Here is a 17,927-nt window from a genome sequence, read left to right as displayed (position 1 = left end):
GTTCAGCGCCCGCTGGGCGGGCGCCCGCGCCCGCTCAGCGCAGCACCGGGGCGACCGCGATGTGGTTCTGCACCTCCCGGATGCCCGGCGCGGACCAGGCCACCTGCTCAACCTCGGCCCGTTCGGGCATCGAGTGCACCAACCCGGCGAGTATCGCGGTGTCGCCGTGCACCCGGACGCTGATCCGTTCGGCCTCTGTCGCTCCGGCCCGGGCGAGGGCGTCGACGATCCGGTCGGCCAGGTTGCGGCCGTCCGGCGCGGTGGCCGGTCGGACGGTGATGCCGTTGCTCACCCCGCGTACGCCGGTCAGCCGGGCCACCGCGCGTTCGGCGGCTCGGCGCTGGTACTCCCACTCGACGTCGCCGTGCAGCGTCACCCAGCCGCCCGAGACAGTGACCTGGAGCTTCTCGATGGGCACGAACGCGTCCCACTCCAGCCCGTGGCTGGCCGCCGCGGCCAGGTCGCTGTCGGCGCGCTCGGTGCCGCTGGTGAGCTGCACGGCCACGTCGTTGGCGACCGCCCGGACCGAGGCGACCCGGTGGGCGGCACGTTCGGCGGCCCACTTCTTGGCGTAGCTGTCCACGCGGCCGGTCAGGGTGACGACGCCCTCGGCGACGGTCACGCCGATCTCGTGCGGCTGCACCCGCGGCTCCCAGGTCAGCTCGTCGAGCACGGCGGACTGGATGTCCTGGTCGGTGCGGTTGACGATGGCCATCTGTCCCTCCTCCGCTGTTGCGATGGCGGACCGGGTGCTGGCCGCGGCCGGAGGTCCGCCGTGCTGCGATCCTGCCGCCGCCCCGGGTGAGCCGCCCTCGCCCGGATCGGGTGACGGCGCGGCCCGACCTGGGCGGCACGGGTGGGAAGTGGAGACGAACATCGATGATGGGAGCGCTTCCAAAGCGAGCCGCTTTCGGTTACGGTAATCGCGTTCCTCGATCGCGGGAGCCGTCGCGTCGGGTGGTGGAGCCAGGGCAGCTCTGCCCGTCCCCGTCGTCGTGCTCGTCCCCCGGGCCACGGCGTCACCCAGGCGATCGACCCCGTCCCCCGGGGCTCCATCCCGAGAGGAACCGCAGATGCGGAGAAGTCTCGCCGGCACGGTCGTGTCCGTGTTGGCCGCCGCCACAGCCGTCGTGGTGGTCCCGTTCACCGCCGCTGGGTCGGCCCCCACCCCGGCCGCAGCGGAGGCGTACACCTGGCGGAACGTCCCCGTGGGCGGTGGCGGCTTCGTACCCGGCATCGTGTTCAACCCCACCGAGAAGAACCTCATCTACGCGCGCACCGACATCGGCGGGGCGTACCGCTGGGAACAGGCCAGCCAGTCCTGGACGCCGCTGCTCGACTGGGTCGGCGCCGACCGGTGGGGCTACAACGGCGTGGTCAGCATCGCCACCGACCCGGTGCAGACCAACCGGGTGTACGCCGCGGTCGGCATGTACACAAACGGCTGGGACCCCAACAACGGCGCGATCCTGCGCTCGGCCGACAAGGGCGCCACCTGGCAGGCCACCGAGCTGCCGTTCAAGAACGGCGGCAACATGCCGGGCCGGGGCATGGGGGAGCGGCTCGCCGTCGACCCCAACCGGAACAGCATCGTGTACTACGGCGCCGAGGGCGGCAACGGGCTGTGGCGCAGCACCGACCACGGCGTGACCTGGGCCCGCGTCGCCGCCTTCCCCAACGTCGGCAACTACCGGGCGGACCCCAGCGACCCGAACGGCTACAACGGGCAGAACCAGGGCCTGACCTGGGTCAGTTTCGACAAGAACACCGGCACCGCCGGCTCCACCACGCAGACCATCTACGTCGGCGTGGCGGACAAGGAGAACCCGGTCTACCGCAGCACCGACGGCGGCGTCACCTGGGCGCGCATCCCCGGTCAGCCCACCGGCTACCTGGCCCACAAGGGGGTCGTCGACCCGGTCGGTGGTCACCTCTACGTCGCCACCAGCGACACCGGCGGCCCGTACGACGGCGGCAAGGGCGACGTCTGGAAGTTCACCCGGTCGACCGGGGCCTGGACGCGGATCAGCCCGGTGCCCTCCACCAGCGCCGACGCCTACTTCGGCTACAGCGGGCTGACCATCGATCGGCTTCGCCCGAACACCCTGCTGGTGGCCACCCAGGTCTCCTGGTGGCCGGACGCCATCTTCTTCCGCAGCACCGACGGCGGGGCGAGCTGGACGCGGATCTGGGAGTTCAGCAACTACCCGGAGAGGTCCCGCCGCTACACCATGGACATCAGCTCGGTGCCCTGGTTGACCTTCGGCCTCAACCCGGCGCCTCCGGAGGACGCGCCCAAGCTCGGCTGGATGAACGAGTCGGTGGAGATCGACCCGCACGACTCCAACCGCATGATGTACGGCACCGGCGCCACCATCTACGGCACCACCGACCTGACCAAGTGGGACACCGGCGGTCAGTTCACCCTCCGGCCCATGGTCCGGGGGCTGGAGGAGACCGCCGTCCTCGACCTGATCAGCCCGCCCAGCGGTGCACCCCTGATCAGCGCGCTCGGCGACGTCGGCGGCTTCCGACACACCGACCTGGACGCGATTCCGTCGATGCTGTTCACCCAGCCGGTGTTCACGTCCACCACCAGCCTCGACCACGCCGAGAGCAAGCCTGCGGTGCTGGTGCGCGCCGGCAACTTCACCGACGCCGACCGACCCAATGACAGTCACGTCGCCTTCTCCACCGACGGCGGCGCCACCTGGTTCCAGGGCACCGAACCGTCCGGGGTCAACCTCGGCGGCACGGTGGCCGCCGCCGCCGACGGCAGCCGCTTCGTCTGGGCGCCCGGTGACGCGGGCCAACGCGTCGTCCACTCGGTCGGTTTCGGCAACTCCTGGGCAGCGTCAACCGGCATTCCGGCGAACGCCACTGTCGAGTCCGACCGGGTCGACCCCACCCGGTTCTACGGCTTCAGCGGCGGGCGTTTCTACCTGAGCACCGACGGCGGGGCCAGCTTCACCCCGACCGCGGCGACCGGGCTGCCCACCGCCGACGTGCGGTTCAAGGCGCTGCCGGGCCGAGCCGGCGAACTGTGGCTGGCGGGGCCGGGTGGTCTGTGGCGCTCCACCGACGCCGGCGCCAGCTTCACCAGGCTGGACGGCGTCAGCGCCTCCGGCAACGTCGGTTTCGGCAAGGCGGCACCCGGGCGGACCAACCCCGCCGTGTTCCTCTACGGCACTGTGAACGGTCAACCGGGCGTGCACCGCTCCGACGACACCGGCGCGACATGGGTACGCGTCAACGACGACCGCCACCAGTACGGCAATCCGACCGAGGCGCTGACCGGCGATCCGCGCGTCTACGGTCGGGTCTACCTCGGCACCAACGGTCGCGGCATCCTGGTCGCCGACCGCACGGGCGGCGAGCCCCCGACCACACCACCGCCGACCACACCACCGCCGACGACGCCACCGCCGACCACACCACCGCCGACGACGCCACCGCCGACGACGCCACCGCCCACCACGCCGCCGCCGTCCGCCGGCTGCACGGCGACGTACCGGGTGACCGGCTCCTGGTCCGGCGGTTTCCAGGCCGAGCTGGTGGTTCGCAACGCCGGAAGCGCCCCCATCGCCGGCTGGACGCTGGGCTGGACCTTCGCCGACGGCCAGCGGATCGACCAGCTCTGGGGCGGTACCCACACCCAGACCGGAGCCGCCGTGTCGGTCCGGGACACGGGCTGGAACGGCACGCTCGCCGCCGGGGCCAGCACCACAGCCGGTTTCCTCGGCTCGTGGACCGGTCGCAACACGTCCCCGGCCGCCATCACCTGCACGAGTCGATGAGCCGGTGATCCGGGTCGGGACCCCGGATCACCACCAGACACCGGTCCGCCGGGCCGCCTGAGGGGTCCGGCACCCGGCGGACCGGGTCCACCCCAGCACCACCACGGGCCCCGCTCGACCTGAGTCGATCGGGGCCCGTGGTGGTGCTGTCGTTCAGATGGCGGGGGAGTTGGGGCGGTCGACGTCGACGAACTCCACGTCGTCGACGGCACGGTCGTCCCGGCTGCCGGCGGCCCGCGCGGCGGAGCCGACGGCCCAGCCGACAGCCGCGCCGACGAGCGCGGCGCCGATCAGGAGCGTCCAGGGCAGTGCCGGCTGGCGCCCGGCGAGCGCGTCGAAGGCCAGCGAGGCTCGGCGTCGCGCCTCCTCGGCCGCGGATCCCACCAGGTCACCCGCCCCGTCGGCGAGGTCGCTGCTGTTCTGGCGGGCCGAACGGGCGGTGTCCCGCACACTGTCTCCGGCATAGCTGACGGCCGAGAGCAGGTGCTCCCAGGCCTGGTCCGCGATCCGCTCCGGCTTGCTGCGGCGGTCCAGCAGGTTGGTTCCGAACATCGTGGTTACCTCCTCGGGTGCCGAAGCCGCCGGCCACTTCGGACTTCGGCGTCTTTCCAGCGCGTCACGGTGTCGCCTACCCCGCAGTGCCCCGCGTCAGCCGGACGCAAACCCCGACCTCCGCGGAGCACCGGTAGCTCGGCGCGCCGGAACCCGGCGCGCCACCGACTCAGCGCACCGCTGACACGGCGACCCCGCGGGCGAAGTCGTCGTCATCGTCGTCATCGTCGCCCCCGCCACCGAAACCGCAGGCCAAGACGAGGGCGAGCAGAACACCGACGCCGGCCAGCCCGGCAAGTCGCTTGATCATCGAAGATCCTCTCCGTCGCGGTGGTGTCCCGGCCGATGCTAGGGCGCATCGGCAACCGGGGACGCGGATCGCGACGGCCGGCGATGGGCGACACGCCGACGGCACACGGGGCAGGCGTACGTCATGGGCCGGTTGTCGGGCGCGCCGGGTCCGGACCGCTACCCTGGTTCGGCGGCGCGTCGGTCACGACCGATCGTCGATGGTCAGATAACGAAAAGTCTTGAGTAATCAGATACTGAAAAGTGCGGATATGGGTGGCTTTGTGGGCCCGGATCCGCGAATTGCTCATCCCGAGGGGTGGCGACCGAGGCCGTCGGAGGAATACTCTCGGTCGCGGCCCGCGTACTGATGAGGCGCCCGGGGGACGGGCGGGTGGAGGTGCTCGCGTGAGCCTGTCGATCGTGAAGTCGGTTCTGTCCGGTGGTGTCGTGGAAATCGCCCCAAGGGGTGAGATCGACGTCGACACAGCGTACGAGGTGCGCGAAGCGATCGCAGAGGTGCTGGCCAAGGGCCGCCCCCTGCGCATCGAACTCAACATGAGGTTGGTCACCTTCATCGACTCGGTCGGCATCAGCGCCATGGTCGCCGGCTTCCAGACAGCCGAGGTCAGCGACGTCAAGCTGGTGGTCACTGAGCCGAGCCGGTTCGTGCACCGGCAGCTCTGGGTGACCGGCCTGCTCGGCCTCTTCGGCGCCCCGGAGCCCTACTTCGCCGGTGCCGCCACCCCCGAGGTGCTGCCCGGCGCCTGAGCGCGCCGGGCGTCCCCGTCAGGGCTGCTCGTCCAGGCCGGTCAGGTCGATGTCGGTCGCCTCGGTGACCGCTCGGATGGCCGTCACCGACGCGTACCCGGCGGCCAGCAACGCCACGTCCGTGCCCGACTGTGCGGCCTGCCCCGGCTCCTCCAGCGAGGTACGGACGAACCCGTGGCCGGATTCGGCCACCGTCATCTGCACCTGGCCGAAGCTGGCCAGGGTGCCGCGCCGCACCCCGCGCAACTGCCCGTGCGGCAGGTCCGGGGTGTTCACGTTGAGCACGCTCTCCGTGGGCGCGGAGGTCAAGCGGGGGAGCAGGTCCAGGGCGACCCGCGCGGCGGTGCCCCAGTGCCGCTCGGCGTCGCGTACCCGCGCGGCGGCGTCCACGGCGGCGCCACCGCTCGCGGCCGTCGCCTCGCCGGCGGAGAGCACGTCGAGGGAGACCGCCATCGCCCGGCAGCCGTTGGTGGCGGCGGTGAACGCGGCGCCCACGGTCCCGGAGTGCAGCACCGCCCGGCCGGCGTTGGCGCCCCGGTTGATGCCGGAGAGCACCACCGACGGCGGTGGGCCGAACGCCCCGTGCAGGGCGATCAGCGTGATGAAGCCCGGGGACCCGGCGACCCCGTACGCCGGCACACCTGCCAGGTCCGGCAGCGGGTGGTCGTTCACGACGACCCGCCCGTCGCGCTCCATGGCGCTCATCGCGGCGCTGGTGCCGCTCGCCTCCTCCATCGGTGCGGCCACCACGACGTCCAGGCCCCGCTGCCGGGCAGCCCAGGCCAGCGCCTGGATGCCCGGCGCGGCGATCCCGTCGTCGTTGGTGATCAACACCCGCAGGGTCATCGCTCGACCACCCGGCCGGCCAACTCGTCCGGGGTGGTCCGCTCCTGTTGCCGGCTGTCCGCCGGCACCAGCCGGACCCGGTCCACCAGACCGGTGATCGAGTCCAGCCGCCCGGTGCCCAGGCCGTGCCGGGTCACGTTCAACGCCCCAGCGGCGGCGCCGGTGCGGATGGCGGTCCGAATGTCCCCGCCCCTGGCCACGACGGCCGCCACTCCGGCCGTCATCGAGTCGCCCGCGCCGCGCGGGTCGGCGGCCTCCAGCCGGGGCATTTCGACCTGGAACAGCTCCCCGTCGATGAGCGCCAACGCCGGCTGGTCGGCGCGGCTCACCACCACCGTCTCGGCGCCGCCCGCGTGCAGCTCGTACATGGCCCGGGTCAGCTCCTCGGTGTCGTCGCTGCGGGCGCGGCCGTCGCGGATCAACTCCTCGTGACTCACCTTGAGGAAGAACACACCGCTCTCCAGCACCGAACCGAGGTGATCGCCGGAGAGGTCGACCACGACCCGTCCGCCGTTCGCGCCGAGGTCGGCGGCGAAGCGTCGGTACAGGTCGGCCGGTACGAGCCACGGTTCGTTCGGCCCACTGAGGATGCTCACCGAGGCGCGCAGGCCCTCGCCGAGGGCGAGGTTGTACAGCTCGTCGATCTCGTGCCGGCTCAGCGGCTGCCCGGGCACGTCGGCGATCTCCTGCCGGGAGCCCTCGCGGCGATCGTGTACGTACCCGCCGCTGCCGGAGTCACGGACCACCACCTTGAGGTCCACGCCCTCGCTGACCAGCAGCGGCTCCAGCACCTGGCCGATCTCACCGCCGAGGGCGGCGCAGAGCACCACGTCGACTCCGAGGGAGATCACCATCCGGGCCTGCCAGACGCCCTGCCCACCAGGGTGCAGGTGCAGCTCGGGGTGGTCGTTGGGCTGGTCCACCGTCACCGTCAGCTGTGGAGTGGGCGCGAAGACCATCACGTGCCCACTCATCGCTCGTCGCCGTTCATGCTGGCCGCCCTCCGGCACCTTCGGAAGATTTTGTACTAACCGACCTTAATGGCGCAGGTGGTGACAGGTCGTCGCATCGGCCCGGTCCGGAGCGGCGCTGAGGGCCCGGGGCGTTGCCAGCCAGACATCGGTACGGGACGATCGGGCGACCAACGACGGCGGGAGACGGTGTGCTCAGCAGCGATACCTTCAGCTACACCGTCCAGGCCCGGTGCTCACCTGCCGAGGCGGCAGCGTTGCTCAGCGACCTGACCCGGCAGGGCGAGCTGCATCCGCTGATCGTCCGGGTTCGTCGGGTGCCGCCCCGGCCCGGTGCCCAGGCCAGCTACACGATCAACGACCGGTTGGCGGCCGGTCCGCTGCGCTTCCGGACCACCTACCACGCGGACGTGCTGATCAGCGAGGCCGACGAGATCGTCATGGTTGCCCGCCAGTGGCCGGCCACCACCGTGCGAAACCACACCCGACTGCGCGCCGAGCCGGACGGCCTGGTCCGCATCGACGTCGAGATCACCCTGACCGCGCCGAGGCCCCTGTTCCGGTACGCGTTCCGCCAGGCCCAGGCCGCTCACCTCGCCCTCGCCACCCGGCTGGGCGCCGCCCTCGACCGCACTGGCAACCCCCCGCCCACCTGACCCGCGCCCGCGCCGCCCGCCTACTTCGTGGCTACAGCGCGATCACGGCTCGTGCGTGCGGGTCGGGTGGCGGGACGCCGGCCCCACGGCTTGTAGGTGGACAGCACCGTCGCGATGATCATCAGGCTGGTCGACACCGCCGGCGCGATGACCAGGTCGGCGCGATCCCGGGCGGGCAGGGCGGCGCCGACCGCTCCGGCGTGACGCAGGTTCGGGGTGAGCAGGAACAGCACCAGCCCGACCATCACCGTGGTGAGCACGAGCTTGACCAGCACCCAGCGGTGGCGCAGCAGACCCCACGGGGTGAGTAGCGAGCTGGCGACTCCGATCAGCCAGACCAGGACGCTCAGCGGCGCGAACAGCACCGTGCCGACCAGGGCCGTGACCGGATAGACCACCGCCGGGTCGGCACCTCGCTGCACGGCGATGCCGAGGGTGAGCAGCACCAGGTCGGCGCCGAGCCAGCCGAGCGAGGTGACGAGGTGCAGGGTGAGCAGCGCCTTGCGGGTGGTGGGTCGGATCCGAGGCATACCGCGATGCTGCCCGCCGACCGCGGCCGGGTCGTCCGACGAGCGACGACATCAGGGGTACGCCCGGCGACGTAGCCCGGCCCCGGACGCACGTGATGCCTGTGAGTCATCACGACGACTCACAGGCATCACGACGCGTGGGTCAGTAGACCGAGGGTCAGTAGACCGACAGGTGTACGTGGTTGGTGTGGTCGGTCGACGGGGTGCCGTGCGCCCCGCTGTACGACTTCCACCCGCTGCTGGGCAGCCAGATTTGCCTGTACCAGATCACGTAGAGCACGGCGAGCCGGTCCGCGTTGCGGATGAAGTACGCGGCCAGGTTGTTGCCGTACGTCTTGTCGCCGCCGGTGGCGTCCCCGCCGAAGCCGCCCTTCTGCGCCGCGAAGTCGCAGGCCCGGCCCTTCGGGTGTTCACCGGAGCCGCTGGGGCGGTGGCACGAGACGTACCGGGTGAATCCCGCGGCCTTGGCCTGGTTGAGCGCGTGCAGGGTGCGTGGGGTGATGCAGCCGCTGGCCGGGGTGGGGTCGTTGACGCTGCACGACTCGGAGGGCCAGGAGCCGTCGGAGTTGCGCGGCGCGGCCGTCGCGTTGGCGCTGGAGGTGCCCCGGTTGGAGCCGGTGTCGGCGGTGGTCTGCGGTTTGGGTGCGGTGGCCACGGTCAGGGCCCGTTCGGCCTGCTCCTTGCGCTTGGCCATCACCGCGACCTGCTTGCGCTGTTCGTTGATCTCGCCGTCCAGGCCGACGCGGGTGCGGTTGGCCTTGTCCTTGCTGTTCAGCAGGTCGCGCAGCACCCGGTCCTCGTTGGCGGCCACCGCGTCCAGCGCGGCCGCCCGGTCCATGAAGCCTTCCGGGGTGTTGCTGTTGAGCAGCGCCGACATCGCGCCGAGCCGACCGGTGCGGTAGGCCACTTCGGCGATCTCGCCGACCTTGCCGTTGCGCTGCTCGATCTCGACCTCGATGGTCTTCAGCTGGGTGGCGAGCTGCTTCTGCCGTTGCACGGAGGTGTCCAGGGCGCGCTTCGCGTCCAGGTAGCCCTTGCTGGCCGCCTCGAGTTGGGCCCGCAACGCCGGGGTGCCGCCCTCCTCGTCGGAGTCGGGTGCGGCGGCCCGCAGGCCGGTCGGGGGAGCGGCCGAGGCGGTGCCGGCCGGAAGCGCGACGCCGAGGGCGAACATCGCGACGATCAGGGCCGCCAGGCGGGCGGCGGGTGGTCGTGCTGGTGCCACTGCGCATGTCCTTCCGTCAGCCGCCGACCGGGTTAGCTGACGGGTTCGGGACGGAAGATCCCTACCGCTGACGCGGATACACCCCAGGAACATGGTTCCCCGGTTCGCCCAGTTGGGCGATTAGGCGGCGACCGCCACCGGCGCCGGGAGGGCGCCGCCTGGTGGAGGCCGGGACCGAGCCTACCGGTGCCGGTGGGGCCCCTGCAGCCATTGTGACGGACGGTGCGTGCGTCACCACGGAAAATTACGGCTCCGTCACCATTCGATGGAGCCACAGGCTCCAGAAGCGGCGCCGGGCTCGATCTGCAACGTCGCGTGCTCGATGCGGAAGTCGTCATGCAGGGCCGTACGCGCTGCGGTGAGCACCGCGCCGACCTCCGCGCCGGGCGCCATGGTCAGGTGAGCGGAGGCGACCTCCATGCCCGAGGTGAGTGTCCAGACGTGCAGGTCGTGCACCTCGACGACCCCGGGGACGGCGGCGAGCCGGTCGTGCACGGCCGTCACCTGGAGGTGCTCCGGGGCGGCCTGCACCAGGATGCGGATGGCGGCGCGGGCCAGTCGCCAGGTGCGCGGCAGGATGAACACGCCGATGGCGACCGCGACCAGGGGGTCGGCCCACCACCAGTCGGTGACGGTGATGAGCAGCGCCGCGCCGATGACGCCGAGCGAGCCGAGCAGGTCACCGAGCACCTCCAGGTAGGCGCCCTGGAGGTTGATGCTCTCCCGGGCCCCGGCGCGCAGCAGCGCGAAGGCGGCGATGTTCGCGAGCAGGCCGAGCACGGCCACCGCGAGCATCGGGCCGGCGATGACCTGGTGCGGGTCGCCGAAACGGCGGATCGCCTCGATCACCACGTAGATCGCGACGCCGGAGAGCAGGACGGCGTTGGCCAGCGCGGCGAGCACCTCGAGCCGGTAGAGCCCGAAGGTGCGTTGCGGGTCGCCGGTGGCCCGCCGGGTCGCCGTGATGGCAGCGAGCGCCATCCCGATGCCGAGCACGTCGGTGAACATGTGCCCGGCGTCGGAGAGTAGGGCGAGCGAGCCGGTGTGCAGGGCGGCCACCGCCTCGACCACCATCAGGGTGGCGAGCAACCCGAACGCCGCCCAGAGTCGACCTCGGTGCTGGTGTGCGGCATTGGCGACGGACCCATGGTGGTGGTCATGACCTGCGCCCACGAGAACCACCTTCCGCCGCTGGTCGGGACCCGGTCAAATGTATGCTCACATCGCTATGTGTGCAAGTGTACGGGCAGGGCCTTCCGCTGGCGGCAGTCCGCACACGTCAGCCGGTCGGGTCGATGGTGGTGAGCCGCTGGGTGGCTCGGGAGAGCGCCACGTACAGGGTGCGCACCCCGGCGCCCGGATCCGCCCGGATCTCGCTCGGGGCGACCAGCACCACCCCGTCGTACTCCATGCCCTTGGCCTCCAGGCTGGTCACCACCTGCAACCTCGGCGCGCCGAGCGCGCCCAGCCACCCGGCGACCTCGTCCCGGCGGGGGACCGGCGTGATCACCCCGACCGTGCCCTCCACCTCGGCCAGCAGGCCGGCGGCGGCCTCCACGGTCGCGGTCTCCAACCCCGTCGCGGGCACCACCAGCTCCACCGGCTCGACCCCGGTGGAGCGCACGGCGGTTGGCAGCGGCAGGTCCGGGTAGAGCCGACGGATCTCCGCCGCCGCCACCGCGAAGATCTCCGCCGAGTTGCGGTAGTTCGTGGTGAGCGTGAAGTCGTGTCGCTTGCGCCGGCCCAGCGCCTGGTCGCGGGCTCGGGTCAGCTCCTCCGGATCGCCGGTCCACGCGGTCTGCGCGGGGTCGCCCACCACGGTCCAGGAGGCCAGCCGGCCGCGTCGACCGATCATCCGCCACTGCATCGGCGAGACGTCCTGCGCCTCGTCCACCACCACGTGCGCGTACTCCCGGTAGTCCTCCGGACGCTCCCGGGCCGCCGCGCGGGCGGCCCGCTGCCGCTCGCCGAGGGTGCTCAGCTCACGGACGCCACCGGCGAGCTGGAACGGGTCGCGTCGCGCCTTGGCCGGCTGCGCGGGCTTACCGAGCAGCGCGTCCAACTCGTCCAGCAACGCCACGTCGGCGATGGTCAGCCCGGCCGAGTCCAGGTTCCGGTACGCGGCGTTGAGCAGCCGGACCTCCGCCGAGGAGAGAATCCCCCCGGCGTACCGGCGCAGCCGGTCCGGCTGCGCCAGCCAGCCGAGCACGTGCCGGGGGTGCAGCCGAGGCCACCACGCCTTGAGGAACTCCCGGAACTCCGACCGCTCGGCGATCTCCGCCTCGAAGGCCGGTTGCTCCGGCAGTCGACCGCTGCTCAGCTCACGGGCCTGCGCCCAGAGCGCGGCGAACACCCCGTCGAAACCGGCCCGGCGCACCTCGTTGCGTCGTGCGCCGCGTTGCAGCGCGCGGTCCCGGATCCGGTCCAGCGCGGCCCGGTCCAGCCGCAGCAGCGTGCCGCGGTAGAGCAGCCGCAGCTCACCCGGGCCGCCCGGCACCGCGTCGCGGGCCGCCCGCTCCAGCACCCGGCGCATCCGCAGCGAGCCCTTCACCGCCGCCACCTCGGGCGGGTCAGGGCGGGTGGCGGTCATCCCCGGGAAGAGGGTGCCCAGCGAGTGCAGGGTCGCGGTGTCCTCGCCGAGCGACGGCAGCACGGAGCCGATGTACTCGACGAAGACCGATGACGGGCCCACCACCAGGATGCCGCCGCCGGCGTAGCGGCTGCGGTCGGAGTACAGCAGGAACGCGGCCCGGTGCAGGGCGACAGCGGTCTTGCCGGTGCCGGGGCCGCCCGCGACGATCGTCACCCCGGAGCCGGGCGAGCGGATCGCCTCGTCCTGCTCCCGCTGGATGGTCGCCACGATGTCACGCATGCCCCGACCGGTGGCCTTGGACAGGGTGGCCAGCAACGCGCCGTCACCGACGACAGTCATCCCCTCCGGGGCGGCCGTCGGGTCCAGCAGGTCGTCCTCGATCCGGGTGACCCGCTCGGCGCGGGACTGGATGGTGCGGCGCCGTACCACGTCCAGCGGCTGCGCCGGGGTGGCCTGGTAGAAGGCGGCGGCGGCCGGTGCGCGCCAGTCGACGACAAGCGTGACGGCGTTCTCGTCGCGGATCCCCAGTCGCCCGACGTGCAGGACCTGACGGTCGCGCAGGTCCAGGCGGCCGAAGACCAGCCCCTCGTGCTCGGCGTCCAGGGTGTGCCGCCGCTGCGCCGCGTGGAAGACCATCGCGTCGCGCTCGACCAGGGCGCCGTGCGTGCCCACCCGGGCCATCCGGTAGCCGTCACGCTCGGCGCGGACGGCCGACTGCCGCAGCTCGGCCAGTCGGGCGTACACCCGGTCGAGGTGTCGTTGCTCGACGGCGATCTCCTGCTCCAGGCCGGTCTGGTCGGTCAACGCACGCTCCTTCAGAGGTCGCCGGCAGGCGGCGGGAACCGCGCGGGCCAACCGAGAAGAGTACGGCCCTGGGCCCGACCCGCCGCGCCCGAGGTGCGCGAACGTGCTCAGGCACCCGCCTCGGCGGGGGCCGTGCCACGGTGAGCGGGCGGCGATGCGCCACGGTGGGCCGGCGGCGATTCGGCGAGCACCCGTCGCAGCACGCCGGTGAGCGCGGCGTTGACCTCGTCCGGACGTTCCATCATCAGCATGTGCCCGGCACCCGGGCAGACGGTCAGCTCGGTGGCCGGCAGGGCCGCCGCGATCGACTCGGCGCACGGCGGTGGGGTCAGCCGGTCCCGGTCGCCGACCAGGGCGGCGGCCGGCAGGTGGGCCAACGCGGCGAGGGTGTCCAGTCGGTGCTGGGTGCCGATGGAGGCGCGGAACCCGCCGATCGAGCGCAGCGAGGCCCGAGCCACTGCGGACGTCACCAGGCGGATGTCGGCCGGCTCGCAGCGGTCACCGAAGAGCATCCACCGGATGCTCGGTCGCAGCGCGTTCAGCAGTGCCCGGGGCGCGCGCCACGAGCCACACCGGGCCAGCACGCCGGCGCCGGTCGTCTCGGCCAGCCGGATCAACCGGGCGATCCGCGGCGAGAGCCCGTAGACGGTGTGCGTGTGCCCCTCGGCGGTGGTCGAGACGAAGACCAGGCCGGCGGTACGGGCGGCGAAGTGCGCGGGGTGGCGGTGGGCGTACTCCATGATCGTCATGCCGCCCATCGAGTGCCCGACCAGCACCAACGGGCCGGTCGGCGCGACCGCGTCGATCACCGCGGCCAGGTCGTCACCCAACTGGGCCACTGTGGCAGTGGGCAGCGCCATGCAGCTGGACCGGCCGTGCCCCCGCGCGTCGTAGGCGACCACCCGCACCGCACCGCCGAACGGCAGTGCCGTGAGCGCGTCGACCTGCCGGTGCCAGGCGCGCCCGTCCAGCGTCCAGCCGTGCAGCAGGATGGCGGTGACCTGGGCGTCCGTCGGACCCGTCGCCTCGACGTTGAGCCGCACACCGTCCGGCAGACCGACCTCGAACCGCTCCGGCATCGCCACCTCCCCAGGGCCGCCCAGTACCACCAGCACCGGGATACCCGGCGGTAACACCGGCTACCCGCCATGACACCACGCCAATCGCCCCGTGGCGAACATTCCCGACCTCGCCCGTGCCGGACGGCGGCGGGCCAAGCTGAACGGCATGGTGTCGTCGGGAGCGCCCATGGGTGCGACGTCCGGGCAGGGGCGGCAGGCCGGCGGTACGCCCCGCGCCGCGCTGGCCGACCTGCTCGCCGGCAATCGGCGGTTCGTCAGCGGCCAGCCGGTGCACGGACACGACGTCACGGCCGCCGCCGCGGCCTCCGGCGACCAGCAGCCGTACGCCGTGGTGCTGGGCTGCATCGACTCCCGGGTGCCGTTGGAGGCGATCTTCGACCAGACCTTCGGCGCGATCTGCGTGATCCGTACCGGGGGGCACGTGCTCGATCGCGCGGTCCGCGGCTCGATCGAGTACGTGGTCGGCCAACTCGGCGTACCGCTGGTGATGGTCCTCGGCCACGAGCGGTGCGGCGCGGTGCAGGCCACGGTGGAGGCGCTGCGCACCGGACAGCGTCCGGGTGGGTCGCTGGCGCACCTGGTGGACGAGATCGCCCCGGCGGTGACCGAGGCGGGGCTCGACGATCCGGCGGTGCAGCCGCTGGCGATCCGCCGGCACGTCCGGCGCACGGTGCGCACCCTGCGCCAGGACGATCTGCTGGCCGCGCCGGTGGCTGCCGGCCGGGTGGCCGTGGTCGGCGGCCTCTACGACCTGGCCAGCGGCGAGGTCGCCCTGCTCGATCCAGGCTGACCCGGCCCGGGACATGCGAAACCGCCCGCCGGGAACTCCCGGCGGGCGGTTGCGTTGGTGCGGTGGGGGAGGGCTCAGCCCTCGAAGACGCCGGCCGCGACCAGGCGCTTCTCGGTGGCCTCCCAGCCGTCACCCGGGTGGGTGGCAGCCAGGTTGTTGATCTCCGCCCGGATCTTGGCGGCGTGGCCGGCGGCGGCCAGAACGCGGATCTCCTCGACGAAGGCGTCGGAGTCCGTGCGCAGGTGCGCGGTCTTGCCGTTGGTCAGGTTCCGCACGTAGGCGTGCTTGCCGCCGTTGAGCGGGATGAGGTACTTGAACTCGCCCAGCACGCTGAGGGCGCCACCCTGGCCAGCCTGGCCGGCCCGGACGGACGCGCGCGCGGTCTTAGAGGTGTTGCTCGCCACGGAGGTACTCCTTGCAAGACGTACGGGAGGACTGGACGTCCGGGGGCTGTGTGCGGGTCGTACGTGACTCGACCCGCGAAGGTGTAACGCGGCATAAGCCGCCGGTGGAACTGTACAGGACCACGACATCATGCTGGTCGTCGCGGTGTCCTGAGAGGCAACGGCGACCACCCGTCCGGCTATTCCACCCGGCGTTTTTTCCGATTCCCTGGCGCACCATGCGTCACAGGAGTCATCATGTGTTGCAGCAGCCACCTGGATGGACGAGGTCGTAGGGGAAGACGCACCTCGCTCTCCGGGAGGTCACCGTGCCAACGCGTGGCGTCGTATACGTCCATTCGACCCCGCTCGCCGTGTGCTCACACGTCGAGTGGGCGATCGCGCGCGTCCTAGCCGCGCCGGTCAACCTGCAGTGGACGGCTCAGCCCGTCGACCCCGGCGCACGCCGGGCCGAGTGCGGGTGGACCGGTCGTCCGGGGACGGGCGCCGAGCTGGCTGCTGCCCTACGGCAGTGGCCCATGATCCGTTTCGAGGTCACCGAGGAGCCGAGTCCCGGCGCCGACGGTGAGCGCTTCATGTACGTGCCAGCCCGTGGCCTGTTCCGGGCGACGGTCGGTGTGGCCGGCGACATCCAGCTCGGCGAGGACCGCCTTCGGGCGCTGATGGCGGCCTCCCGGGCCCCCGAGGCGCTGGCGCACGCCCTCGACAAGGCGCTCGGCACGGCGTGGGACGCTGACCTGGAGCCCTACCGGTACGCCGGCGACGGCGCCCCGGTGACCTTGCTCACTCGGGTCGGCTGACCCGGCGGACGGGCCGCTGGCCGTACGCCGTGGCGCCGGTGACGACCGGTAAGGTCAAGTTGCCCCGATAAGGGAGAAGCTGGTGGGATGGGCGGCGTGTCGAATCGCCCGTGGCGCGCCAGTGTCGCTGTCGCCGCCCTGACCGCCCTGCTCGTCTCCGGCTGCTCAGGTGACCCGGAGCGTCCCACGCCGACGCCTAGCCCGGTCGGCACGTCCGCGGGCCCGAGCGTCCCGGCCGCGCCGCCGACCAGCGACCCCGCCAGCCGCGCCGCCGCGCTGGTGGCGACGCTGTCCGACGAGGACCTGGTCGGCCAGGTGCTGATGCCGTACGCCTACGGCGACTCGGCGACGAAGGTCTCCGCCGGCTCGGCGGCCGGTAACCAGGCCCTCGCCGGGGTGGACACCCCCGCCGACATGATCGCCAAGTACCGACTGGGTGGCCTGATCCTGGTCGGCTTCAGCGCCGACGACCCGACCAAGGGCAACCAGGAGACCACGAACGTCGACAACCCCAAGCAGGTGCACGAGCTCACCACCGGGCTCCGTACCGCCGCCGGTCGGCTCGCCGCCGGTTCGGCGCCGCTGCTCATCGGCACCGACCAGGAGTACGGCGTCGTCACCCGCGTGACCGACGGGGTCACAGTGCTGCCCAGCGCCCTCGCGGCCGGCGCGGCCGGTGACCCGAAGCTCACCGAGGCCGCCTGGCGGGCCGCCGGCGCCGAGTTGGCCGCGATGGGCATCAATATCGACTTCGCCCCGGTGGCGGACGTGCTGGCCACCCGCAGCACCGTGATCGGCTCCCGGTCGTACGGCGCCGACCCGAAGCAGGCCGCCGCGCAGGTGGGCGGCGCAGTCCGTGGCCTCCAGGCCGTCGGGGTCGCGGCCACCCTGAAGCACTTCCCTGGGCACGGCCACAGCGCCGACGACTCGCACCAGGACCTTCCGGTGCTCACCCAGTCCGCCGCGGCGTTGCAGAGCGGCGCGTGGCCGCCGTTCACCGCCGGGATGGACGCGGGCGCGATGGCCGTGATGTCCGGCCACCTGGACGCGCGCGCGATCGACCCAGGGACCGCGGCGACGTTCTCCCACAAGCTGCTCACCGACGTGCTGCGCGGCCAACTCGGCTTCAAGGGCGTGGTGATCACCGACGGGATGAACATGCCGCCCGCGATGCGCTGGGCTCCCGGCGAGGCGGCGGTCCGGGCGCTCAATGCCGGTAACGACCTCATCCTGATGACCCCGAACGTCGGTCAGGCGTACGACGGGCTGCTCGCCGCGCTGCGCGGCGGATCGCTGCCCCGGACCCGGCTGGTCGAGGCGGTCACCCGGGTGCTGACCATGAAGTTCCAGCTCGCGGATCTGCCGGCGGCGCAGATGTCCACGGTGAACACCCCGGCACACCGGGCGGCGGCCGACGCTCTGGCCGCCGCAGCCGTCACCGTGCTGCGCGGCGCCTGCGGCAAAGCGGTACGCGGGCCGGTCACCGTCACCTCGTCCGGCGGTCGGGACGGCACCCGGGCCACCCTGACAGCCGCGCTGACCGCCGCCGGGGTGCAGGTCAAGCCCAGCGGCGGCACGATCGTGCACCTGGTGGGCTACGGTGACGGCGCCAAGGACCTGAGCCCCGGCGCGGCGGTCACTGTCGCCATGGACACCCCGTACGTGCTGGCCGACGCGAAGTCACCGACGCTGCTGGCGACGTACTCCTCCAGCCGGGCGTCGATGACCGCCCTGGCCGCCGTGCTCGCCGGCAAGGCCCGGCCGGGCGGCCGGTCCCCGGTGGCCGTTCCCGGACTGCCCGCGACGACCTGCGGGACCTGA

The 17,927-nt window shown here is 72.6% G+C and carries 17 protein-coding genes and 1 riboswitch; of the genes, 6 read left to right on the top strand and 11 right to left on the bottom strand.

The window, feature by feature from the left end:
- Nucleotides 1–34: 34 nt before the first annotated feature.
- Nucleotides 35–715, bottom strand: coding sequence for a BON domain-containing protein (locus FB453_RS20050; RefSeq protein ID WP_145792318.1), 681 nt, complete (start codon nt 713–715; stop codon nt 35–37).
- 358 nt (nt 716–1,073) lie between these two features.
- Here FB453_RS20050 and FB453_RS20045 point away from each other — a divergent pair, with 358 nt between their 5' ends.
- On the top strand, nt 1,074–3,797 hold the full coding sequence (locus FB453_RS20045) for a cellulose binding domain-containing protein (protein ID WP_145792316.1): 2,724 nt from the start codon (nt 1,074–1,076) through the stop codon (nt 3,795–3,797).
- Nucleotides 3,798–3,950: 153 nt separating this feature from the next.
- On the opposite strand, the gene FB453_RS20040 is transcribed toward FB453_RS20045, so the two are convergent.
- Entirely contained in the window at nt 3,951–4,349 is a 399-nt protein-coding gene (locus tag FB453_RS20040) for a hypothetical protein (protein WP_091409235.1), read from the bottom strand.
- Nucleotides 4,350–4,518: 169 nt separating this feature from the next.
- Nucleotides 4,519–4,659 (bottom strand): hypothetical protein, encoded by a 141-nt coding sequence (locus FB453_RS34280; RefSeq protein WP_167457621.1) that lies wholly within the window; start codon nt 4,657–4,659, stop codon nt 4,519–4,521.
- A 386-nt stretch (nt 4,660–5,045) separates the two neighbouring features.
- Between FB453_RS34280 and FB453_RS20035 the strand changes: the two genes are divergently transcribed.
- A complete protein-coding gene (locus tag FB453_RS20035) occupies nt 5,046–5,408 on the top strand; it encodes an STAS domain-containing protein (RefSeq protein WP_030330302.1) in 363 nt (120 codons plus the stop codon).
- An 18-nt stretch (nt 5,409–5,426) separates the two neighbouring features.
- Here FB453_RS20035 and surE read toward each other — a convergent pair whose 3' ends face one another.
- Nucleotides 5,427–6,254, bottom strand: coding sequence for a 5'/3'-nucleotidase SurE (gene surE, locus FB453_RS20030; RefSeq protein ID WP_145792314.1), 828 nt, complete (start codon nt 6,252–6,254; stop codon nt 5,427–5,429).
- The gene (locus FB453_RS20025) at nt 6,251–7,228 is read right to left on the bottom strand and encodes a 1-phosphofructokinase family hexose kinase (RefSeq protein WP_181518436.1); all 978 of its coding nucleotides are present in this window, start codon (nt 7,226–7,228) and stop codon (nt 6,251–6,253) included. Before FB453_RS20025 ends, surE begins: the two co-directional genes overlap by 4 nt.
- A 188-nt stretch (nt 7,229–7,416) precedes the next feature.
- Between FB453_RS20025 and FB453_RS20020 the strand changes: the two genes are divergently transcribed.
- Nucleotides 7,417–7,881, top strand: coding sequence for an SRPBCC family protein (locus FB453_RS20020; RefSeq protein WP_112582573.1), 465 nt, complete (start codon nt 7,417–7,419; stop codon nt 7,879–7,881).
- A gap of 20 nt (nt 7,882–7,901) precedes the next feature.
- Here the strand turns inward: FB453_RS20020 and FB453_RS20015 are convergent, their stop codons facing one another.
- The 5 genes from FB453_RS20015 to FB453_RS19995 all read right to left on the bottom strand — a co-directional run bounded on the left by FB453_RS20015 (nt 7,902) and on the right by FB453_RS19995 (nt 14,109).
- Nucleotides 7,902–8,411, bottom strand: a complete 510-nt coding sequence (locus FB453_RS20015) for a DUF2269 domain-containing protein (protein WP_145792312.1) — start codon at nt 8,409–8,411, stop codon at nt 7,902–7,904.
- A gap of 157 nt (nt 8,412–8,568) precedes the next feature.
- Nucleotides 8,569–9,633 carry a coiled-coil domain-containing protein gene (locus FB453_RS20010; RefSeq protein ID WP_373861033.1) on the bottom strand — a complete coding sequence of 355 codons (1,065 nt, stop codon included), beginning with the start codon at nt 9,631–9,633 and terminating at the stop codon, nt 8,569–8,571.
- Nucleotides 9,634–9,638: 5 nt separating this feature from the next.
- Nucleotides 9,639–9,770: riboswitch (cyclic di-AMP (ydaO/yuaA leader) on the bottom strand.
- 118 nt (nt 9,771–9,888) lie between these two features.
- Nucleotides 9,889–10,806 (bottom strand): cation diffusion facilitator family transporter, encoded by a 918-nt coding sequence (locus FB453_RS20005; RefSeq protein ID WP_112582575.1) that lies wholly within the window; start codon nt 10,804–10,806, stop codon nt 9,889–9,891.
- A gap of 106 nt (nt 10,807–10,912) precedes the next feature.
- Nucleotides 10,913–13,030 carry an AAA family ATPase gene (locus FB453_RS20000; protein ID WP_145792309.1) on the bottom strand — a complete coding sequence of 706 codons (2,118 nt, stop codon included), beginning with the start codon at nt 13,028–13,030 and terminating at the stop codon, nt 10,913–10,915.
- Nucleotides 13,031–13,137: 107 nt separating this feature from the next.
- Nucleotides 13,138–14,109, bottom strand: a complete 972-nt coding sequence (locus tag FB453_RS19995; protein ID WP_145792307.1) for an alpha/beta fold hydrolase — start codon at nt 14,107–14,109, stop codon at nt 13,138–13,140.
- 169 nt (nt 14,110–14,278) lie between these two features.
- Here FB453_RS19995 and FB453_RS19990 point away from each other — a divergent pair, with 169 nt between their 5' ends.
- Complete coding sequence (locus FB453_RS19990) at nt 14,279–14,902, top strand: carbonic anhydrase (protein ID WP_112582660.1); 624 nt, start codon at nt 14,279–14,281, stop codon at nt 14,900–14,902.
- A gap of 74 nt (nt 14,903–14,976) precedes the next feature.
- Here FB453_RS19990 and FB453_RS19985 read toward each other — a convergent pair whose 3' ends face one another.
- Nucleotides 14,977–15,306, bottom strand: a complete 330-nt coding sequence (locus FB453_RS19985; protein WP_030330285.1) for a hypothetical protein — start codon at nt 15,304–15,306, stop codon at nt 14,977–14,979.
- A 308-nt stretch (nt 15,307–15,614) separates the two neighbouring features.
- On the opposite strand from FB453_RS19985, the gene FB453_RS19980 reads away from it, so the two are divergent.
- A complete protein-coding gene (locus FB453_RS19980) occupies nt 15,615–16,106 on the top strand; it encodes a DUF3145 domain-containing protein (RefSeq protein WP_091409261.1) in 492 nt (163 codons plus the stop codon).
- An 87-nt stretch (nt 16,107–16,193) separates the two neighbouring features.
- Nucleotides 16,194–17,927 (top strand): glycoside hydrolase family 3 N-terminal domain-containing protein, encoded by a 1,734-nt coding sequence (locus FB453_RS19975; protein ID WP_145792305.1) that lies wholly within the window; start codon nt 16,194–16,196, stop codon nt 17,925–17,927.

This window comes from Micromonospora sp. CNZ322 (assembly GCF_007827755.1).
The sequence above is the reverse complement of the archived record's forward strand: the minus strand, read 5'-3'. Positions and strand labels throughout refer to the sequence as shown.

Bases quoted from the DNA above. Each gene is read 5' to 3' on its own strand.
- FB453_RS20050 (WP_145792318.1), bottom strand. From the start codon at position 715: ATGGCCATCGTCAACCGCACCGACCAGGACATCCAGTCCGCCGTGCTC.
- FB453_RS20045 (WP_145792316.1), top strand. From the start codon at position 1,074: ATGCGGAGAAGTCTCGCCGGCACGGTCGTGTCCGTGTTGGCCGCCGCC.
- FB453_RS20040 (WP_091409235.1), bottom strand. From the start codon at position 4,349: ATGTTCGGAACCAACCTGCTGGACCGCCGCAGCAAGCCGGAGCGGATC.
- FB453_RS34280 (WP_167457621.1), bottom strand. From the start codon at position 4,659: ATGATCAAGCGACTTGCCGGGCTGGCCGGCGTCGGTGTTCTGCTCGCC.
- surE (WP_145792314.1), bottom strand. From the start codon at position 6,254: ATGACCCTGCGGGTGTTGATCACCAACGACGACGGGATCGCCGCGCCG.
- FB453_RS20025 (WP_181518436.1), bottom strand. From the start codon at position 7,228: ATGAGTGGGCACGTGATGGTCTTCGCGCCCACTCCACAGCTGACGGTG.
- FB453_RS20015 (WP_145792312.1), bottom strand. From the start codon at position 8,411: ATGCCTCGGATCCGACCCACCACCCGCAAGGCGCTGCTCACCCTGCAC.
- FB453_RS19995 (WP_145792307.1), bottom strand. From the start codon at position 14,109: ATGCCGGAGCGGTTCGAGGTCGGTCTGCCGGACGGTGTGCGGCTCAAC.
- FB453_RS19990 (WP_112582660.1), top strand. From the start codon at position 14,279: ATGGGTGCGACGTCCGGGCAGGGGCGGCAGGCCGGCGGTACGCCCCGC.
- FB453_RS19975 (WP_145792305.1), top strand. From the start codon at position 16,194: ATGGGCGGCGTGTCGAATCGCCCGTGGCGCGCCAGTGTCGCTGTCGCC.